Origin of the sequence: Streptomyces sp. SM18 (genome assembly GCF_002910775.2) — a bacterium.
In the GTDB taxonomy this organism is placed as follows: domain Bacteria; phylum Actinomycetota; class Actinomycetes; order Streptomycetales; family Streptomycetaceae; genus Streptomyces; species Streptomyces halstedii.
The window spans coordinates 7,066,045-7,081,206 of the sequence record NZ_CP029342.1; the positions used below are offsets into that span (position 1 = coordinate 7,066,045).

The following is a 15,162-nucleotide window of genomic DNA, read 5'->3' on the forward strand; positions in this document are numbered from 1 at the left end:
GGCGCCCGCCCCGCCGGATCAGTCCAGACCCCGCCCCGCCCTGAAACGCGCGAGCCCCTCGGACAGTTCGACCAGTGGCTCCGGATAGTCGAACGCGGCGCGCTCCCGCCCCGAGAGCCTCCACGGCTCATGGACGGCGGGAGCGCCGAGCTCTTTCAGCTCCGGCACCCAGCGGTGCACATAGGCCCCGTCCGGGTCGTACCGCTTCGCCTGCACCACCGGATTCAGCACCCGGTTCGGCCGGCTGTCGGTGCCGGTCCCCGCCACCCACTGCCAGTTGAGCTGGTTGTTGGCGACGTCCCCGTCCACCAGGAACTCCAGGAAGTGGCGGGCGCCGACCCGCCAGTCCACGTACAGCGTCTTGACGAGGAAAGAGGCGGTCAGCAGGCGGCCGCGGTTGTGCATCCAGCCCTCGTGGCGCAACTGGCGCATCGCGGCGTCGACCAGGGGATAGCCGGTGCGGCCCTCCTTCCAGGCCTCGACGTCGTCCGCCGCCGCGCGCTCCGTACGCCACCGGTCGCCACGCGGCCGGTAGTCGGAGTGGGACGCGGCGGGGCGGGCGGCCAGGACCTGGTGGTGGAAGTCCCGCCAGCACACCTGCCGGACGAACGCCTCGGCGCCCGCACCACCCGCCGAACGGGCGCGGTGGACCAGTTCGGTGGGGGAGAGGGTGCCGAAGTGCAGATGCGGGGAGAGCCGCGAGGTGGCGTCACCGGCCAGGTCGTCGTGGAGGTCCTCGTACCGCGCCAGACCGTGGCGGCGCCAGGCGGCCATACGCGCGCGGCCCGCGCTCTCCCCGCCCTCGGCCAGCCCCTCGGACACCCCCGGCACCCGGGACCGCTCGGGGAGCGGCTCGGACGCCGGACCGTCCGGCACCCGCACGGCCCGCGGCGCGCCGAACGGGGTACGCAGACGCTCCCGGGACCAGCTGCGGAAGTACGGGGTGAACACGGCGAAGTGGTCCTTGCCCGCACCGGAGGGCACCACCGCGCCCGGAGCGACCGCGGTCACCACCGCGTCGTGGACGCACAGCCGGCGGCCCTCCGTCTCCAGGGCCTTCCGCAACCGCTCCTCGCGGCGCTGCGCGTACCCGCTGACGTCCGCCGCCACATGCACCTCACCCGCGCCCGTCTCCGCGACGACCCGGCGGACCGCGTCCACAACATCACCCGAACGGATGATCAGGCGACCGCCCCGGTCACGGAGACCGGCGTCCAGATCGCGGAGGCAGTCGGCGAGAAACGCCTGCCGGTTGGCGGCGAGGAACCCGGCGTGCTCCACCCCGTCGTCCCGTACGAACAGCGGTACCACCTCGTCGGCCGACGCCAGCGCCGCGCGCAGCGGCGGATGGTCGTGCAGCCTCAGGTCGGAGGTGAACAGCGCCACCGCCACACTCATGCCGTTCTCCTGTTCACCGACCGGGCCGCGGCGCGGGCGATGTTGCGTGCCATACCGCCGAAGACCACCGCGTGGAACGGTGACACACTCCACCAGTAGGCGTGGCCCAGCAGGCCCGCCGGATGGAAGATCGCGCGCTGACGGTAGCGGGACCGGCCGTCACCGTCCGCGCCCCGCTCAACGTACATCTCCAGCCAGGCCAGTCCCGGCAGCCGCATCTCGGCACGCAGCCGCAGCAGACGGCCCGGCTCGATCTCCTCGACCCGCCAGAAGTCCAGCGAGTCGCCGACCCGCAGATGCTCCGCGTCCCGCCTGCCCCGGCGCAGCCCCACGCCGCCGACCAGCCGGTCCAGCCAGCCCCTGAACGCCCAGCCCAGGGGGAACGAGTACCAGCCGTTGTCGCCGCCGATCCCCTCGATCACCCGCCACAGGGCCTCGGGCGAGGCGTCCACCTCCCTTTCGCGCACATCCGTGTACAGGCTTCCGCCCGCCCAGTCGGGGTCGGTGGGGAGCGGATCGCTGGGGATGCCGGGCGTCGAGGCGGAGGACCAGCGGGTCGTCACCTTCGCCTCGCGCACCCGCTGCAGGGCGAGGGAGAGCGCGGTCGCGAAGGGGAACGGCTGCCCCAGGCCGTCCGGGACGTGGTCCGCGATGTCGTGCTCGCGGCACACCACCTCGTAGCGCAGGGACTCCGCGAGCGGACGGGCGATGGAGGCCGGAACCGGTGTGATCAGCCCGACCCAGTGGCTGGACAACCCCGGCGACAGCATCGGAACCGGCAGGATCAGCCGGTGCGGAAGCCCCGCGACCCGCGCGTACGCCTGCATCATGGCCCGGTACGTCAAGATGTCGGGGCCTCCGACGTCGAACGTACGGTTCACGTCCTCGGGCATCCGTGCACTGCCGACGAGGTAGCGCAGCACGTCCCGGACCGCGATCGGCTGGACGCGCGTGGACACCCAGCTCGGGGTGACCATGACCGGCAGCCGCTCCGTGAGGTAGCGCAGCATCTCGAAGGACGCCGAACCGGAACCGATGATGACCGCCGCGCGCAGCACGGTCGTCGGTACGCCGGAGGCGAGCAGGATGTGGCCGACCTCGGCCCGGGAACGCAGATGGGGCGACAGCTCCCGCTCGGGGACCTCGGCCGGGGTCAGCCCGCCCAGATAGACGATGCGCCGCACTCCGGCCGCCCGTGCCTGCTCGCCGAAGACCCTGGCCGCCCTGCGGTCGGTCTCCTCGAAGCCCGCCCCGCTGCTCAGGGCGTGGACCAGGTAGTAGGCGACGTCCGTGTCCCGCATCGCCGCGCCGAGCGACTCCGGGTCCGTGACGTCCCCCTGGGCGACCTCGACCTCGTCCGCCCAGGGGAGGTCGCGCAGCTTTTTCGGGGTGCGTGCCAGACAGCGGACCCGGTGGCCGGCCTCAAGGAGTTCCGGGACGAGCCGGCCCCCGATGTACCCCGTGGCGCCGGTCACCAGGCAGCGCAGCCCGCTTCGGTCGTCGCCTGTCTCCATGGCCGCTCCGTTCTGATCGATCCACCTGCGTCCACGGTGTCGTGCCTGAGGCCGTTCCGCTTGTCGGGAACCGCACGGCGATGTGCCTGCGACGCGCCCGGGGGACGCGGACATGGCACGATGAGGGTTTTCCGGGCAGCGGGCAGCGGGCAGCGGGGTGCGGGCAGCGGGCACCGGGCAAGGCGGCAGCACGTGTCGGGCGGAGCCGGAACGGCCGGTAGGCGGCCGGAGAGCGGCGGGTGCGGCGGAGCCGGAGAGGCGGGAGAGCCGGTGCCGCGGAGCCGGAGACGCGGTTGGCTCAGTGCGGCGTGCCCGGCCGCTCGGTGGCCGTGCCACGGATGACGCGGTGGCCGTCCGCATCCGTACCGAGGTCCGTGGGAACGTCTGTGTGCGGGCTCGTGGCGGAGCCGGCATGCGGCCCCGTGGAGGAGCCGGCGGCCTGTGAGGGGGCGGTGGAGCCTCCGTCGCCCTTCAGGGCGCGTGCCTCGCTCTTCAGGATGCGGGCCGACTTGCCCAGGGAACGGGCGAGTTCGGGGAGCTTCTTGGCGCCGAAGATCAAGACGACGATGATGAGGAGGATCGCGATCTCGCTGATGCCGAACATGACTACTGTTGCTCCCCTGATCGGCCTGTCCGTGCCGGACGGCCCGCTTCCCCGGTCGTGTCCCCGGTCGTGACGAATCTACAGCACTGTAGAGCCGTGCGGCAGGGTGCCTCGTGCCTGCCGCACGTGAGAACGACTGGCCCGGTGGTGCCGCCGGGCCGGGGGCCTCAGTCCTCCTCGCCGCCGTCTTCGCCGCTCTCGTCGTCCTCGAAGAAGTCGCCCACCTCGTCCACCACTTCGGCGGCCACCAGTCCGCCCGCCACCCCGACGGCGAGTCCGGCGGCTCCGGCGGCGACGGCCGTCCCCATTCCGGGACCGGAGCGGTGCCCGTGTGCCTCGCCGTGCTCGTCCCCGTGATCGTGTCCGTAGCCGTGTCCGTAGCCGTGTCCGTACGCGGACGGGGCGTCGTGCGCGGAGCGGGCCGCGACCAGCGAGCGGATCCAGGAGTCGATCTCGGTGTCCCAGTCGCGCCCCTGGTAGTCGTGGTGGCCGACGGCGAAGCGGCCGAGGACGTCGCTGCCCTCGGTGTAGAACCCGCCGCGCTTGTCCGCCTCCAGGACGATCTCCAGGCCGCCGGGATCGGCCAGGAACGTCAGCTCGATCTCGTTGATCTCGTGGGCGTACTGGGGTGCGGGAGACAGCTCGATCTCCTGGTAGAAGGGCAGTTGCTGCCCGGTACCGCGGATGTGTCCGAGCTCCAGATCCGCCGACCTGAACCCGAAGCCGAGCCGTCCGAGCGTTTCGAGGAGGGCCTCCTGGGCGGGGAGGGGCGCGACGGAGAGCCGGTCGAGGTCGCCCTTGTCCCGGGCGCCCGCCACCGCCAGCTCCGTGCGTACGCCGAGGACGATGCCGAGATCCTGGCCGTACAGCTCCGTGACCGGGGTCTCCCAAGGCAATGGCACATCGAACGGAACGCTGTGCTCGGCGCCCTCCGCGAGGACGAAACCACCCGATACGGTGAAACGGCCGAAGCTGACCATCCTTTCGGACTCGCCCTCCTCGTGCTCGGCCTCGACCCGCGCGACGAGTTCGAGCGTGATGCCCTCGACCGTGAAGTCGGCGCTGCCGCCCTTCAGGTGGACCTGTCCGCTCAGTGAGCCTCCGGGAACAGCGGCGCCGCCGGTGAGCACCGTGTCCACGGTCGGGGCGCCCACGCCGAGGGAACCGAGCAGCTTCTTGAACACCATCGTGGCGTTCACTCCTTCTTCCGTACGCGGGAACACGGTGTGACGCGTTCGATCGCGTTTCTACGCAACTGTAGAAGCATAGAGGTGAGATGGGGTCGAGGCGGCTCTACTATGGGGCCGTGGACAGTACGGACGGCGCCCGAGGTGGACCGCTCGGCGAGGGGCCCGCCGCTCCTGAGCTCCAGGCACTCGCCGTGCAGCTCCGCCGTATGAACGGAGAGGTCAGCCGGCTGGCGCACGCCTTCGCGCATGCCGAGAGCCTCCACGCCACGGACGTGCAGGCTCTCGCGGCGATACTCGACGCGGAGGACCCGCTCACCCCGGGGCGCCTGCGCGACCACCTCGGTCTGACCTCCGGTGCGGTCACCGCCTGTCTGGACCGCCTCGAACGCTCCGGGCACATCCGGCGTTCGCGTGACAGCGCGGACCGGCGTGTCGTACACCTGCACTACGAGCCCGCCGCGAAGTCGGCGGCCCGTACCTTCTTCATGCCCCTGGCCGAGGCCGCTGCCAGGGCTCAGGCCCTCTCGGAGCCCGGAGAAGTGGCCGCCGCGCTGCGGTTCCTCGCCCGTATGAACGGAGAACTCGCGGGTACGGAGTCCCCCCGGCGCTGACCCTCTGTCACCCCAGGTGTGGCCGGGTACGGCACGCGCGGGGCCGCGAACATGTATTTCAATGATTAAGATACTCAATGCTTGAGTGATCTCGTTCGTCCCGGGAGTGCCATGTCCACCGCATCGAGGCCGGTCCGCTGGCTGATCCCCGCTTTCCTCCTCGTCGCCTGGCTCGCCGTGGGCGGAGCGTTCGGTCCGTACGCGGGGAAGCTCGGCGAGGTGGCCACCAACGACCAGGCGTCCTTCCTGCCGCAGAGCGCGGAGTCCACCCAGGTGATCGACGCCCAGAAGGCGTTCAGCCGGCAGGAGACGGTGCCCGCGATCGTGGTCTGGACGTCCGAGAAGGACGGCGGGCGGCTTGACCCCGGGCAGCGGGAGGCCGCCACGGCGGCACTCGCCGGGCTCAAGGGCGAGCCAGGTGTCACGGGCGAGGTGTCCCCCGCACTGCCGTCGAAGGACGGCCAGGCGTTGGAGGGTGTCGTCCAGCTGCGGTCCGACCTGGGCGACGGACTGCCCGACGCCCTCGCCGCCGTCCAGGAGGCCGCGGACCGGGTGCCCGGCACGCAAGCGCAACTGGCGGGCCCCGCGGCCAGCCAGGCGGACCTTTCCGACGCCTTCGCCGGAATCGACGGGCTGCTGCTCGGCGTCGCCCTGGCGGCCGTGCTGGTCATCCTGCTGCTGGTGTACCGAAGTGTTCTGCTGCCGCTGATCATCATCATCGGGGCGGTCTTCGCGCTCGCCGTCGCCTGCGCGGTGGTGTACGTCCTCGCGGATCACGACGTCGTCCGTGTGGACGGCCAGGTCCAGGGCATCCTGTCGATCCTCGTCATCGGCGCCGCCACCGACTACGCGCTCCTGCTCACCGCACGCTTCCGCGAGGAACTGGGCCGGCACGCCGACCGGTTCACCGCGATGCGCGCGGCCCTGCGCGAATCCGCGGGGCCGATCACGGCCAGCGCCGCCACCGTGGCGCTGGGCCTGCTCGCCCTCCTGATCAGCGACCTGACCAACAACCGGGCGCTCGGTCCGGTGGGCGCCATCGGCATCGTCTGTTCCGTCCTGAGCGCCCTCACCTTCCTGCCCGCCGTCCTGGTCCTGCTCGGCAGGACCGCGTACTGGCCGGCCAAGCCGAAGGAGGGCGACGCCGCCTCCGGATCCACGGGGATCTGGTCGAAGGTCGCCGCCCTGGTCGACCGCTCCCCCCGCAAGGTCTGGGCCGTCACCCTGATCGGCCTTCTCGCCTGCGCCGCCTTCATGCCCACGCTGAACTCCCAGGGCGTCCCCCTGAAGGAGATCTTCGTCAACGACGCGCCGTCCGTCGCCGCCCAGCAAACCCTGAGCAAGCACTTCCCCGGCGGGTCCGGCAACCCCGCCGTCGTCATCGCGAACGCCGACCGTGCCGATCAGGTGGCCGGTGCCGCGAAGGGGGTCAGCGGCGTGGCGAGCGTGTCCGTGGTGACGGAGTCCGGACGGCCCGGCCAGGGCACACCGATCGTGGTGGACGGCCGCGTACGCGTCGACGCCACACTGAAGGCCGCGTCCGACAGCGACGCCGCCAAGGACACCGTCGCCCGGCTGCGCGACGCGGTCCACGCGGTGCCCGGCGCGGACGCACTGGTCGGCGGCTACACCGCGCAGCAGTACGACACCCAGAAGACCGCCGAGCACGACCGCGGCATCATCGTGCCGGTGGTGCTCGTGATCATCCTGGTCATCCTGATCGGGCTGCTCCGCTCCCTGTTGATGCCCCTGCTCCTCGTCGCGACCGTGGCGCTCAACTTCCTGGCCACCCTCGGCATCGCGTCGCTGGTCTTCCAGCACGTCTTCGGCTTCACCGGCACCGACTCGTCCGTGCCGCTGTACGGATTCGTCTTCCTGGTCGCCCTCGGCGTCGACTACAACATCTTCCTGATGTCCCGGGTCCGGGAGGAGTCCCTGATCCACGGCCCCAGGGAAGGCGTACTGCGCGGGCTGACCACCACGGGCGGGGTCATCACCTCGGCGGGTGTCGTCCTGGCGGCCACCTTCGCGGCCCTGAGCGTCATCCCGCTGGCGTTCCTGGTCCAGATCGCGTTCATCGTCGCCTTCGGAGTCCTGCTGGACACCCTCGTCGTGCGCTCGCTGCTGGTGCCCGCGCTCGTCCGGGACATCGGACGCCTGGCCTGGTGGCCTGGGGCGCTGAGCCGCCGCTCCGACGAACCGGCCGCCGAGGCCCGTGGCCCCCTCCCGTAGCCCCGCCTCCGGCAGTCCCGGCTCGCTTCGCCCGAACTCCCGTAGCCTGCACCCATGGTGAGCGCGAAGATCGAACTGCATGTGCATCTGGAAGGGGCGATACGTCCGGCCACGCTGCTGGAGATCGCACGGCGCAACGGCGAGGCGCTGCCCGCCGACACCGTCGAAGGCCTCGAAGCGCTGTACCGCTTCACCGACTTCCGGCACTTCCTGTCGGTGTGGCGGATGACCACCAACTGCCTGCGAACGGCCGACGACTTCCGGCGTGTGGTCGTGGACTACGCGCGGGAGGCCCACGGCCACGGTGCCGTCTACCTGGAGGCGATCTTCTCGCCGGCCGAGCGCGTCGAGTCCCACGCCATCGACTGGGACGAGATGTTCACCGGATACACGGAGGGGGCGGTCGAGGCGCGGGAGAGGTTCGGGCTGACCGTCCGCTTCACCCCCGACCTCTACCGAGGCTGCCCGGTGGAACTGGCGGAGGAGTGTGCCCGGGTGTCCGTGCGGTACCGGGACAGGGGAGTGGTGGGCCTGGGGATCGGGGGCGACGAGCGGCGGACCCCCCTCGCCCCCTACGGCAAGGCGGTGCGTATCGCGCGGGAGGGCGGACTGGCCTTCGTACCGCACGCGGGGGAGGCCGGCGGGCCCGAGCGGATCAGGGAGGCCCTTGACTTCGGGGCGGCCCGCCTGCGGCACGGGATCCGCGCGGCCGACGACCCGGCGCTGCTCGCCGAACTCGCGGACAGAGGAGTGGTCCTGGACGTCTCCGTGACGTCCAACCTGTGTACCGGTGTGGTCCGGGACATCGCCGCACACCCCCTGCCGAGACTGCGCGCGGCCGGTGTGCTGTGTTCGGTCAGCACGGACGACCCCGCGATGTTCGGCACCGACCTCGGGCGGGAACACGCGCTCGCCGCGCGGCTCGGCGTGTCGGCCGACGACGCCTACGCCGCGGGGCTCGCCGGAGCGCTGTGCGAGGACGAGGTGCTGACACGGCTCCGGGCCGTGGCGTCCGCTTCCTGAAGCCGGCGGTCCTCCCACGGGTCCCGGGGCCGGACCAACGGCTTCGCGAGCGCTCTCGCGGCCGGGATCCGGGCGGTTGGCTGGCTGTGCGCTGTAGGTCATGTGCCCAACCTGGCAGCCGGCGGTGCCCGAAGCCTCCCCCGCCAGGGTGGTCCCCCTCCCTCGCGCGGGGGAGTCTCCCCACCCCCACCCGGCCCCAATCACGTCTCATCGGGACAGAAGTCCCCGTGGGACATTTTTAGCTGTACAGTGCAGTTATGGACGCGACAGGGAACGGTTCCGAACGGCGCGGCCGCAAGGCCCGCAGGACCCGCGACACGCTGGCACGGCATGCGTTCGAGCTCGTGCTGGACCGGGGCCTGCGGGGTGTGACGGTCGAGGAGATCGCGCAGGCGGCCGACGTCGACCGGCGTACCTTCAGCCGCTACTTCCCGAACAAGGAATCCGCCGTCCTCGACGCCGTACGGGGCGACGGCGACCGCATCAACCGGGCGCTCCGTGCCCGGCCCGCCGCCGAGCCGCCGCTCACCGCCTACCGGCGGGCCGTCCTGGACTGGCTGGACGACCCGGAGGCCGAGCCCTGGCACCTGCGGCCACGCTTCTTCGACCTGCTGGTCATGGCCGAGGAGGAACCCACCCTGTACGCGGCGTTCCACCACATCCGGGTGGACGCCCAGGAGGAGTCCGTCGCCGTCCTCGCGGCCAGACTCGCTGTTGACGCACGGCAGGACCTCCGTCCCGCCGTCGCCGTCGCCGCGGGAGCCGGAGCGCTCCTCGCGGCCCAGGCGGCGTGGGTGCGGAGCGGCCGGCCGGCCGCCCTGCCCGAGTTCGTCGTCCATGCCTTCGACGCCCTTTCCGCAGACCTGCTGGAACCCCGGCAGAGCGGGCCGGCGCCCCACAGCACCACAGAAGAGAGCACACCGTCATGAGCACCAACCTCCCCACCGCCTACGAAGCGGAGTTCGCCGGCAAGGTCGCCCTCGTCACCGGAGGCGCATCCGGCATAGGCCTGGCCCTCGCGCGCCGACTGGCCGCGGGCGGCGCCGCCGTCGTGGTCGCCGACTACCGCGCGGACAGTGCGGCCAAGGCCGCCGAGGAGCTGAAGGCCACCGGCGCGCGGGCCGCGGCCGTCGCCCTCGACGTCACCGACCCCGCCTCCGTCGAAGCCGGTGTGCGGTTCGCCGTCGACACCTTCGGCGCCCTGCACCTGGCCGTGAACAACGCCGGCATCGGCGGCCCCTCGCAGCCCACCGGCGAGTACGCCGTCGAGGACTGGGACAAGGTCGTCGCCACCAACCTCAGCGGCGTCTTCTACTCGATGCGCTACGAACTCCCGGCCATCCTGGCCGCCGGCGGGGGCGCCGTCGTCAACATCTCGTCGATCCTCGGCACCAACGGCTTCGCGGGCTCCCCGGCGTACGTCGCCGCCAAGCACGGCGTCGTCGGCCTCACCAAGACCGCCGCACTCGAATACGCCGCGCACAACATCCGCGTCAACGCCGTCGGCCCCGGCTTCATCGACACCCCGCTGCTCCGCGACACCGACGGTCCGGCCCGCGACCACCTGGTCTCCCTCCACCCGGCGGGCCGCCTCGGCACGGCCGAGGAGGTCGCGGAGCTCGCCGCCTTCCTGCTCTCCGACCGGGCGTCGTTCGTCCACGGCAGCTACCACCTGGTGGACGGCGGCTACTCGGCCTCCTGAGCCCTGAGTGGCGCACGGCCACCGGCGGGGTCACAAAGGTGGGGGAAGAAAGAACGAAGGAGAGCCATGAAAGCCGTCCAGTACCGCACCGTCGGCGCCGCGCCCGAGGTCGTCGAGATTCCGGAGCCCGCACCGGGACCGGGACAGATCCTGCTCAAGGTCAGCGCCGCCGGCGTCTGCCACTCGGACATCGCCGTGATGAGCTGGCCCGCCGAAGGCTTCCCCTACGAGCTGCCGCTCACGCTGGGCCACGAGGGGGTCGGTACCGTCGCCGCACTCGGTGACGGCGCCCAGGGCTTCTCCGTGGGCGACTCCGTCGCGGTCTACGGCCCCTGGGGCTGCGGCACCTGCGTGAACTGCGCCCAGGGCCGGGAGAACTACTGCCTGCGCGCCGCCGAGCTGGGCATCAACCCGCCCGGACTGGGCAACCCGGGCGCCATGGCCGAGTACATGATCGTCGACGACGCCCGGCACCTGACCCCGATCGGCGACCTGGACCCGGTCAAGACCGTCTCGCTGACCGACGCGGGTCTCACCCCGTACCACGCGATCAAGCGGTCCCTGCCGAAGCTGGTGCCCGGCGCGACCGCCGTGGTCATCGGCGCCGGAGGCCTCGGGCACGTCGGGATCCAGCTGCTCCGCGCCCTGACCGCCGTCCGCGTCATCGCGCTCGACGTCTCCGAGGAGAAGCTGGCACTCGCCCGCTCCGTGGGAGCCCACGAGACCGTGATCTCCGACGAGAACGCGGCCGCCAGGGTCCGGGAACTCACCGGTGGTGTCGGCGCCGAGGTCGTCCTCGACTTCGTCGGCGCCCCGCCGACCGTGAAGACGGCCGGCGAGTCCGCCTCCATCGACAGCGACGTCACCATCGTCGGCATCGGCGGCGGGACGCTTCCGGTCGGGTTCGGCGTGCTGCCCTTCTCCACGACGGTCAGCGCGCCGTACTGGGGCACCCGGCGGGAGCTGGCCGAGGTGATCGAACTGGCCCACGCCGGTGCCGTCGATGTACACGTCGAGACGTACTCCATCGACGAGGCCCCGCTCGCCTACGAACGGCTGCACGCGGGCAAGATCAAGGGCCGCGCGGTCATCCTGCCGAACGGCTGACCAAGACGTGACCACGACCGCGGGCCGCCCACGTGTGCGGCGGCCCGCGGTGTTCACCCACTACGGCGGACACGGACGGTCACGGGCGGACATCGACGGTCGCGGTCGGACACGGACGGTCGCGGACGTTCGCGGCCGGACACGGGCGTACCCGGCGGTCGCGGACGGTCGCGGACGTTCGCGGACGGACACGGGCGTACCCGGCGGTCTCGGACGGTCGGAACGAGCCGGTCACCGCCCCGGGGCCGCCCGGCCGCGCGGATCCGTTCCCCGGCGTCACGATCCGGCCCGGCGGCGGGCGGAAGACCCGGACAGAGGCGCGGAGCATGGCGGTGGCGGCCCCCACATGAGCAACGCGGCGCCCTGCGAGTGGTACGCGCCGGGCCGGTCGGGACCGATATCCACGCGCGTGCGATAGGCAGAGGACATGCAGACCTTCCTGCCCCACGCCGACTTCCGCCGGAGCGCCCTCGCGCTGGACCCGAGGCGGCTGGGCAAGCAGCGCGTCGAGACGATCCAGGTCCTCCGCGGTCTCACCGTCCCCGGCTACGGCTGGCGCCACCATCCCGCCGTCCACATGTGGGCCGGGTACCAGGAGGCGCTCGTCCGCTACGGCCTGGAGATGTGCGCCGTCTGGACGGCGGAGGGCCGGGCGGACACCTGCGCGGCGACCCTGCGCGAGGACCTTACCGCCTCGCTAGGACGCCCCGCCGCCGTCCGCCCGCAGTCCGCGCTCGCCGAGGCGCGGGAGCTGCCCCCGTGGCTCGGTGACGAGGCGTTCCACCTGAGCCATCGCTCCGCGCTGGTGCGCAAGGACCCCGCGTACTATCAGCCGTTGTTCCCCGGCGTTCCCTCCGATCTGCCGTACGTCTGGCCCTCCTCGGACCGCGGACGGACGTGAGCTGGAAACCGAGTTTTGCACATCGTGCAAACTTGCATAGGATGCATCCTCATGAGTGCCGACGGCGCCCCGTCCGTCGGGCTGCGTGAACGCAAGAAGCGTGCGACGCGTGACGCCCTTGCGAACGCGGCACTGCGCGGCGCCGCCGAGCGGGGAATCGAGAACGTGACGGTCGAGTCGGTCACCGACGAGGTCGGTGTCTCCGTCCGCACGTTCTTCAACTACTTCCCCTGTCTGGAGGACGCGATCACCCGCCCCGACCGGGGCTGCGCCGCCCGCCTGCGTCAGGCGGTGCTCGACGCACCGGAGGAACTGCCGGCGTTCGACGCCCTGCGCGAGGCGATCGGCAGGGAACTCGCCGACATCGAGGAGGATCAGGAGCGCTGGGAGCTCCAGGCGGCCGCGCTGACGAAGAGCCCTTCGCTGCTGCCAGGCTTCCTGGCCGCGCAGGGGGCGGACGAACGCGCCATGGTCGCCGTCCTCGCCGAGCGGCTCGGCCAGGATCCCGGGGCCGACCTCTACCCGAGGCTCCTCGCGCACGTGTCGGTCGCGGCCGTGCGCGCGGCCGCCGAACTCTGGGTGGCGTCCGGGCGGACCCGCTCCTTCCAGAGCATCTACCGCGAGGCCTTCACCTCGCTGGCCGCCGGTCTGAGCGGCTGACGCCGCCGGCCTCAGCGGCTGGCGTACATCCGTGGCCCCCCGTCGGGGCCTGTAGCAGAGAACGAGGAACGTGAGCCGATGACCGCTGCTCCCACGTCTGAAAGCGGTACCGCCGGTGCGCTCGAAGGTGCCGCACCGACCATGACACGCAGACACATACTCCAGGCCATGTCCGGCCTCATGGCCGGCATGTTCGTGGCCATCCTGGCCTCCACCGTGGTCGCCAACGCCCTGCCCAGGATCATCGTCGACCTGCACGGCAGCCAGTCCTCGTACACCTGGGTCGTCACCGCCGAACTCCTGGCGATGACGGCGACCGTCCCGGTCTGGGGCAAGCTGTCCGACCTCTACGACAAGAAGCTGCTGATCCAGCTCTCCCTCGGGATGTTCGTCGTCGGCTCGCTCGTCGCCGGGTTCTCCCACAGCGTCGCCCTGCTCATCGTGAGCCGGGTGCTCCAGGGCATCGGCGCGGGCGGTCTGACCGCGCTGGCACAGGTCGTGATGGCGGCCATCATCCCGCCGCGCGAACTGGGCCGCTACTCCGGGATCTTCGGCGCCGTCTTCGCCGTCGGCACCGTCGCCGGACCGCTCATCGGCGGTGTCCTGGTGGACACCTCCTGGCTGGGGTGGCGCTGGTGCTTCTTCATCGGTGTGCCGTTCGCCCTGATCGCCATCGTGCTGCTCCAGCTGACGCTGAAGCTGCCCATGGTCCGCAGAGAGGTGAAGATCGACTACCTCGGAGCCGTCCTCATCATGAGCGGTGTCAGCGCGCTGCTGCTCTGGGTGACGCTCGCGGGCAACAACTTCGACTGGGCGTCGTGGCAGACCGTCGCCCTGGTGTCCGCCGGTGTGATCCTGCTGGGCTGCGCCCTCGTGGTCGAGTCCAGGGTCCAGGAACCGATGATCCCGCTGGCCATCTTCCGTAACCGCACGGTGGCCCTGACGACCGTCGCGAGCATGCTCGTCGGTGTGGCCATGTTCGGCGGCACGGTGTTCCTCTCCCAGTACTTCCAGATCTCGCTCGGCAAGACGCCCACCGCCGCGGGTCTGATGAGCCTCCCGATGATCCTCGGTCTGATGCTCTCGACCACCATCGCCGGACAGATCATCTCCGCCCGGGGCAAGTGGAAGGGCTTCCTGGTGGCGGGCGGCATCATCATGACCGCCGGTATGGGCCTGCTGTCCACCATCAGCGCGGACTCCTCGTTCGGTCTGCTGAGCGTGTACATGGTGGTGCTCGGCGTCGGCGTCGGCATGCTGATGCAGAACCTGGTCCTGGCGGCCCAGAACGACGTGCCCGCCTCGGAACTCGGCGCGGCCACCTCGGTGCTGTCCTTCTTCCGCAGCCTCGGCGGTGCCATCGGTACGAGCGCGCTGGGAGCCGTGCTCGGCCACCGGGTGGCCGACGAGATGGAGAAGGGCTTCGGTGGTGCGGCGGCCGGCGGGGGCGGCGGACACAGCGTCCCCGACCTCTCCACCCTGCCCGAAGAGGCCCGGCACGTGGTCGAGCAGGCGTACGGGGTCGCGACCGCGGACGTCTTCCTGGTCGGCGCCCCCTTCGCGTTCCTCGCCCTGATCGCGGTCCTGTTCATCAAGGAGAAGCCGCTCAGGACCCAGAGCGGCATGGAGCGCCTCGCGGAGGAGACCGCAGCCGCCGAGGCGAAGTCCGCGGCCGTGGTGACGCACTGAGCGAACCATGACGGACCGGCACGGTCCGACCGCCCGCACGGGGTCCCGGCCACACGGCCGGGACCCCGTGCGTCGTCCCGCCGCGCGTCCGGGCGGGGACGGAGCGTGCGCCAGCCCCGTTACGGCACCGGATGCGCGCCCCGGCTCGTCACCTCATCCGGGGGCGCGAGCCGTCCTGCGGCCCGGGCTGTTCCTGGTGCGGGCGCACGCCTCGGCGTGCGCCGAGGAGCCTTTCACCCCGCGATGCGATGAGCGTGTGAGCCTATTACTCGCACTAATTAGCTCACATTGACGATGCGGGTCTTCCGCTATTCCGTCCGCGTGGATAAATCCGCTTCAATGGAGTGGCGGATACCCAACGACTGTGAGCCGCCCGTGATTTCGGGAGCCGGTCGGTGGTTAAAGCCGTAGGAATCGGAAATGAATGATCTGGGCTGATGGGACTGGGGGCGTCAGCCGGGCGGGACCCGCTTCGTCGGAACCGGGCGCCCGAAATCAATCGGTGGGTGGGCAGCTGATGCCCTGGGGTGC

General features: G+C 71.5%; 13 protein-coding genes. 9 read left to right on the forward strand and 4 right to left on the reverse strand.

Annotated elements, in window-relative coordinates; translation table 11 throughout:
* Window positions 1-18: 18 nt before the first annotated feature.
* The 4 genes from B9S64_RS31395 to B9S64_RS31410 all read right to left on the reverse strand — a co-directional run bounded on the left by B9S64_RS31395 (window position 19) and on the right by B9S64_RS31410 (window position 4,703).
* On the reverse strand, window positions 19-1,398 hold the full coding sequence (locus tag B9S64_RS31395; RefSeq protein WP_103491714.1) for a deoxyribodipyrimidine photo-lyase: 1,380 nt from the start codon (window positions 1,396-1,398) through the stop codon (window positions 19-21).
* Window positions 1,395-2,912: an SDR family oxidoreductase gene (locus B9S64_RS31400; protein ID WP_103491715.1), complete on the reverse strand. Its 1,518-nt coding sequence runs from the start codon at window positions 2,910-2,912 to the stop codon at window positions 1,395-1,397. The genes B9S64_RS31395 and B9S64_RS31400 overlap by 4 nt, the downstream gene beginning before the upstream one ends.
* Window positions 2,913-3,210: 298 nt before the next feature.
* Window positions 3,211-3,516 (reverse strand): Sec-independent protein translocase subunit TatA, encoded by a 306-nt coding sequence (gene tatA / locus B9S64_RS31405; RefSeq protein WP_103491716.1) that lies wholly within the window; start codon window positions 3,514-3,516, stop codon window positions 3,211-3,213.
* Between the two features lie 167 nt (window positions 3,517-3,683).
* Entirely contained in the window at window positions 3,684-4,703 is a 1,020-nt protein-coding gene (locus B9S64_RS31410) for a sporulation protein (RefSeq protein WP_103491743.1), read from the reverse strand.
* Window positions 4,704-4,792: 89 nt separating this feature from the next.
* On the opposite strand from B9S64_RS31410, the gene B9S64_RS31415 reads away from it, so the two are divergent.
* The 9 genes from B9S64_RS31415 (at window position 4,793) to B9S64_RS31460 (ending at window position 14,631) form a co-directional block, all read left to right on the forward strand.
* Window positions 4,793-5,317: a MarR family transcriptional regulator gene (locus tag B9S64_RS31415; RefSeq protein WP_181012321.1), complete on the forward strand. Its 525-nt coding sequence runs from the start codon at window positions 4,793-4,795 to the stop codon at window positions 5,315-5,317.
* A 111-nt stretch (window positions 5,318-5,428) separates the two neighbouring features.
* Window positions 5,429-7,549 carry an MMPL family transporter gene (locus B9S64_RS31420; RefSeq protein WP_103491718.1) on the forward strand — a complete coding sequence of 707 codons (2,121 nt, stop codon included), beginning with the start codon at window positions 5,429-5,431 and terminating at the stop codon, window positions 7,547-7,549.
* A 54-nt stretch (window positions 7,550-7,603) separates the two neighbouring features.
* On the forward strand, window positions 7,604-8,572 hold the full coding sequence (gene add, locus B9S64_RS31425) for an adenosine deaminase (protein ID WP_103491719.1): 969 nt from the start codon (window positions 7,604-7,606) through the stop codon (window positions 8,570-8,572).
* A 257-nt stretch (window positions 8,573-8,829) separates the two neighbouring features.
* Complete coding sequence (locus tag B9S64_RS31430; RefSeq protein WP_103491720.1) at window positions 8,830-9,501, forward strand: TetR family transcriptional regulator; 672 nt, start codon at window positions 8,830-8,832, stop codon at window positions 9,499-9,501.
* Entirely contained in the window at window positions 9,498-10,274 is a 777-nt protein-coding gene (locus B9S64_RS31435; protein ID WP_103491721.1) for an SDR family NAD(P)-dependent oxidoreductase, read from the forward strand. Before B9S64_RS31430 ends, B9S64_RS31435 begins: the two co-directional genes overlap by 4 nt.
* A 66-nt stretch (window positions 10,275-10,340) precedes the next feature.
* Window positions 10,341-11,381: an NAD(P)-dependent alcohol dehydrogenase gene (locus B9S64_RS31440; protein ID WP_103491722.1), complete on the forward strand. Its 1,041-nt coding sequence runs from the start codon at window positions 10,341-10,343 to the stop codon at window positions 11,379-11,381.
* A 427-nt stretch (window positions 11,382-11,808) separates the two neighbouring features.
* Window positions 11,809-12,282, forward strand: coding sequence for an MSMEG_6728 family protein (locus B9S64_RS31450; protein WP_103491723.1), 474 nt, complete (start codon window positions 11,809-11,811; stop codon window positions 12,280-12,282).
* A gap of 51 nt (window positions 12,283-12,333) precedes the next feature.
* A complete protein-coding gene (locus tag B9S64_RS31455) occupies window positions 12,334-12,942 on the forward strand; it encodes a TetR family transcriptional regulator (protein WP_103491724.1) in 609 nt (202 codons plus the stop codon).
* 78 nt (window positions 12,943-13,020) lie between these two features.
* A complete protein-coding gene (locus B9S64_RS31460) occupies window positions 13,021-14,631 on the forward strand; it encodes an MDR family MFS transporter (protein ID WP_103491725.1) in 1,611 nt (536 codons plus the stop codon).
* Window positions 14,632-15,162 lie beyond the last annotated feature (531 nt).

Bases quoted from the DNA above. Each gene is read 5' to 3' on its own strand.
- B9S64_RS31395 (WP_103491714.1), bottom strand. From the start codon at position 1,398: ATGAGTGTGGCGGTGGCGCTGTTCACCTCCGACCTGAGGCTGCACGAC.
- B9S64_RS31400 (WP_103491715.1), bottom strand. From the start codon at position 2,912: ATGGAGACAGGCGACGACCGAAGCGGGCTGCGCTGCCTGGTGACCGGC.
- tatA (WP_103491716.1), bottom strand. From the start codon at position 3,516: ATGTTCGGCATCAGCGAGATCGCGATCCTCCTCATCATCGTCGTCTTG.
- B9S64_RS31410 (WP_103491743.1), bottom strand. From the start codon at position 4,703: ATGGTGTTCAAGAAGCTGCTCGGTTCCCTCGGCGTGGGCGCCCCGACC.
- B9S64_RS31415 (WP_181012321.1), top strand. From the start codon at position 4,793: ATGGGGTCGAGGCGGCTCTACTATGGGGCCGTGGACAGTACGGACGGC.
- B9S64_RS31420 (WP_103491718.1), top strand. From the start codon at position 5,429: ATGTCCACCGCATCGAGGCCGGTCCGCTGGCTGATCCCCGCTTTCCTC.
- add (WP_103491719.1), top strand. From the start codon at position 7,604: ATGGTGAGCGCGAAGATCGAACTGCATGTGCATCTGGAAGGGGCGATA.
- B9S64_RS31430 (WP_103491720.1), top strand. From the start codon at position 8,830: ATGGACGCGACAGGGAACGGTTCCGAACGGCGCGGCCGCAAGGCCCGC.
- B9S64_RS31435 (WP_103491721.1), top strand. From the start codon at position 9,498: ATGAGCACCAACCTCCCCACCGCCTACGAAGCGGAGTTCGCCGGCAAG.
- B9S64_RS31440 (WP_103491722.1), top strand. From the start codon at position 10,341: ATGAAAGCCGTCCAGTACCGCACCGTCGGCGCCGCGCCCGAGGTCGTC.
- B9S64_RS31450 (WP_103491723.1), top strand. From the start codon at position 11,809: ATGCAGACCTTCCTGCCCCACGCCGACTTCCGCCGGAGCGCCCTCGCG.
- B9S64_RS31455 (WP_103491724.1), top strand. From the start codon at position 12,334: ATGAGTGCCGACGGCGCCCCGTCCGTCGGGCTGCGTGAACGCAAGAAG.
- B9S64_RS31460 (WP_103491725.1), top strand. From the start codon at position 13,021: ATGACCGCTGCTCCCACGTCTGAAAGCGGTACCGCCGGTGCGCTCGAA.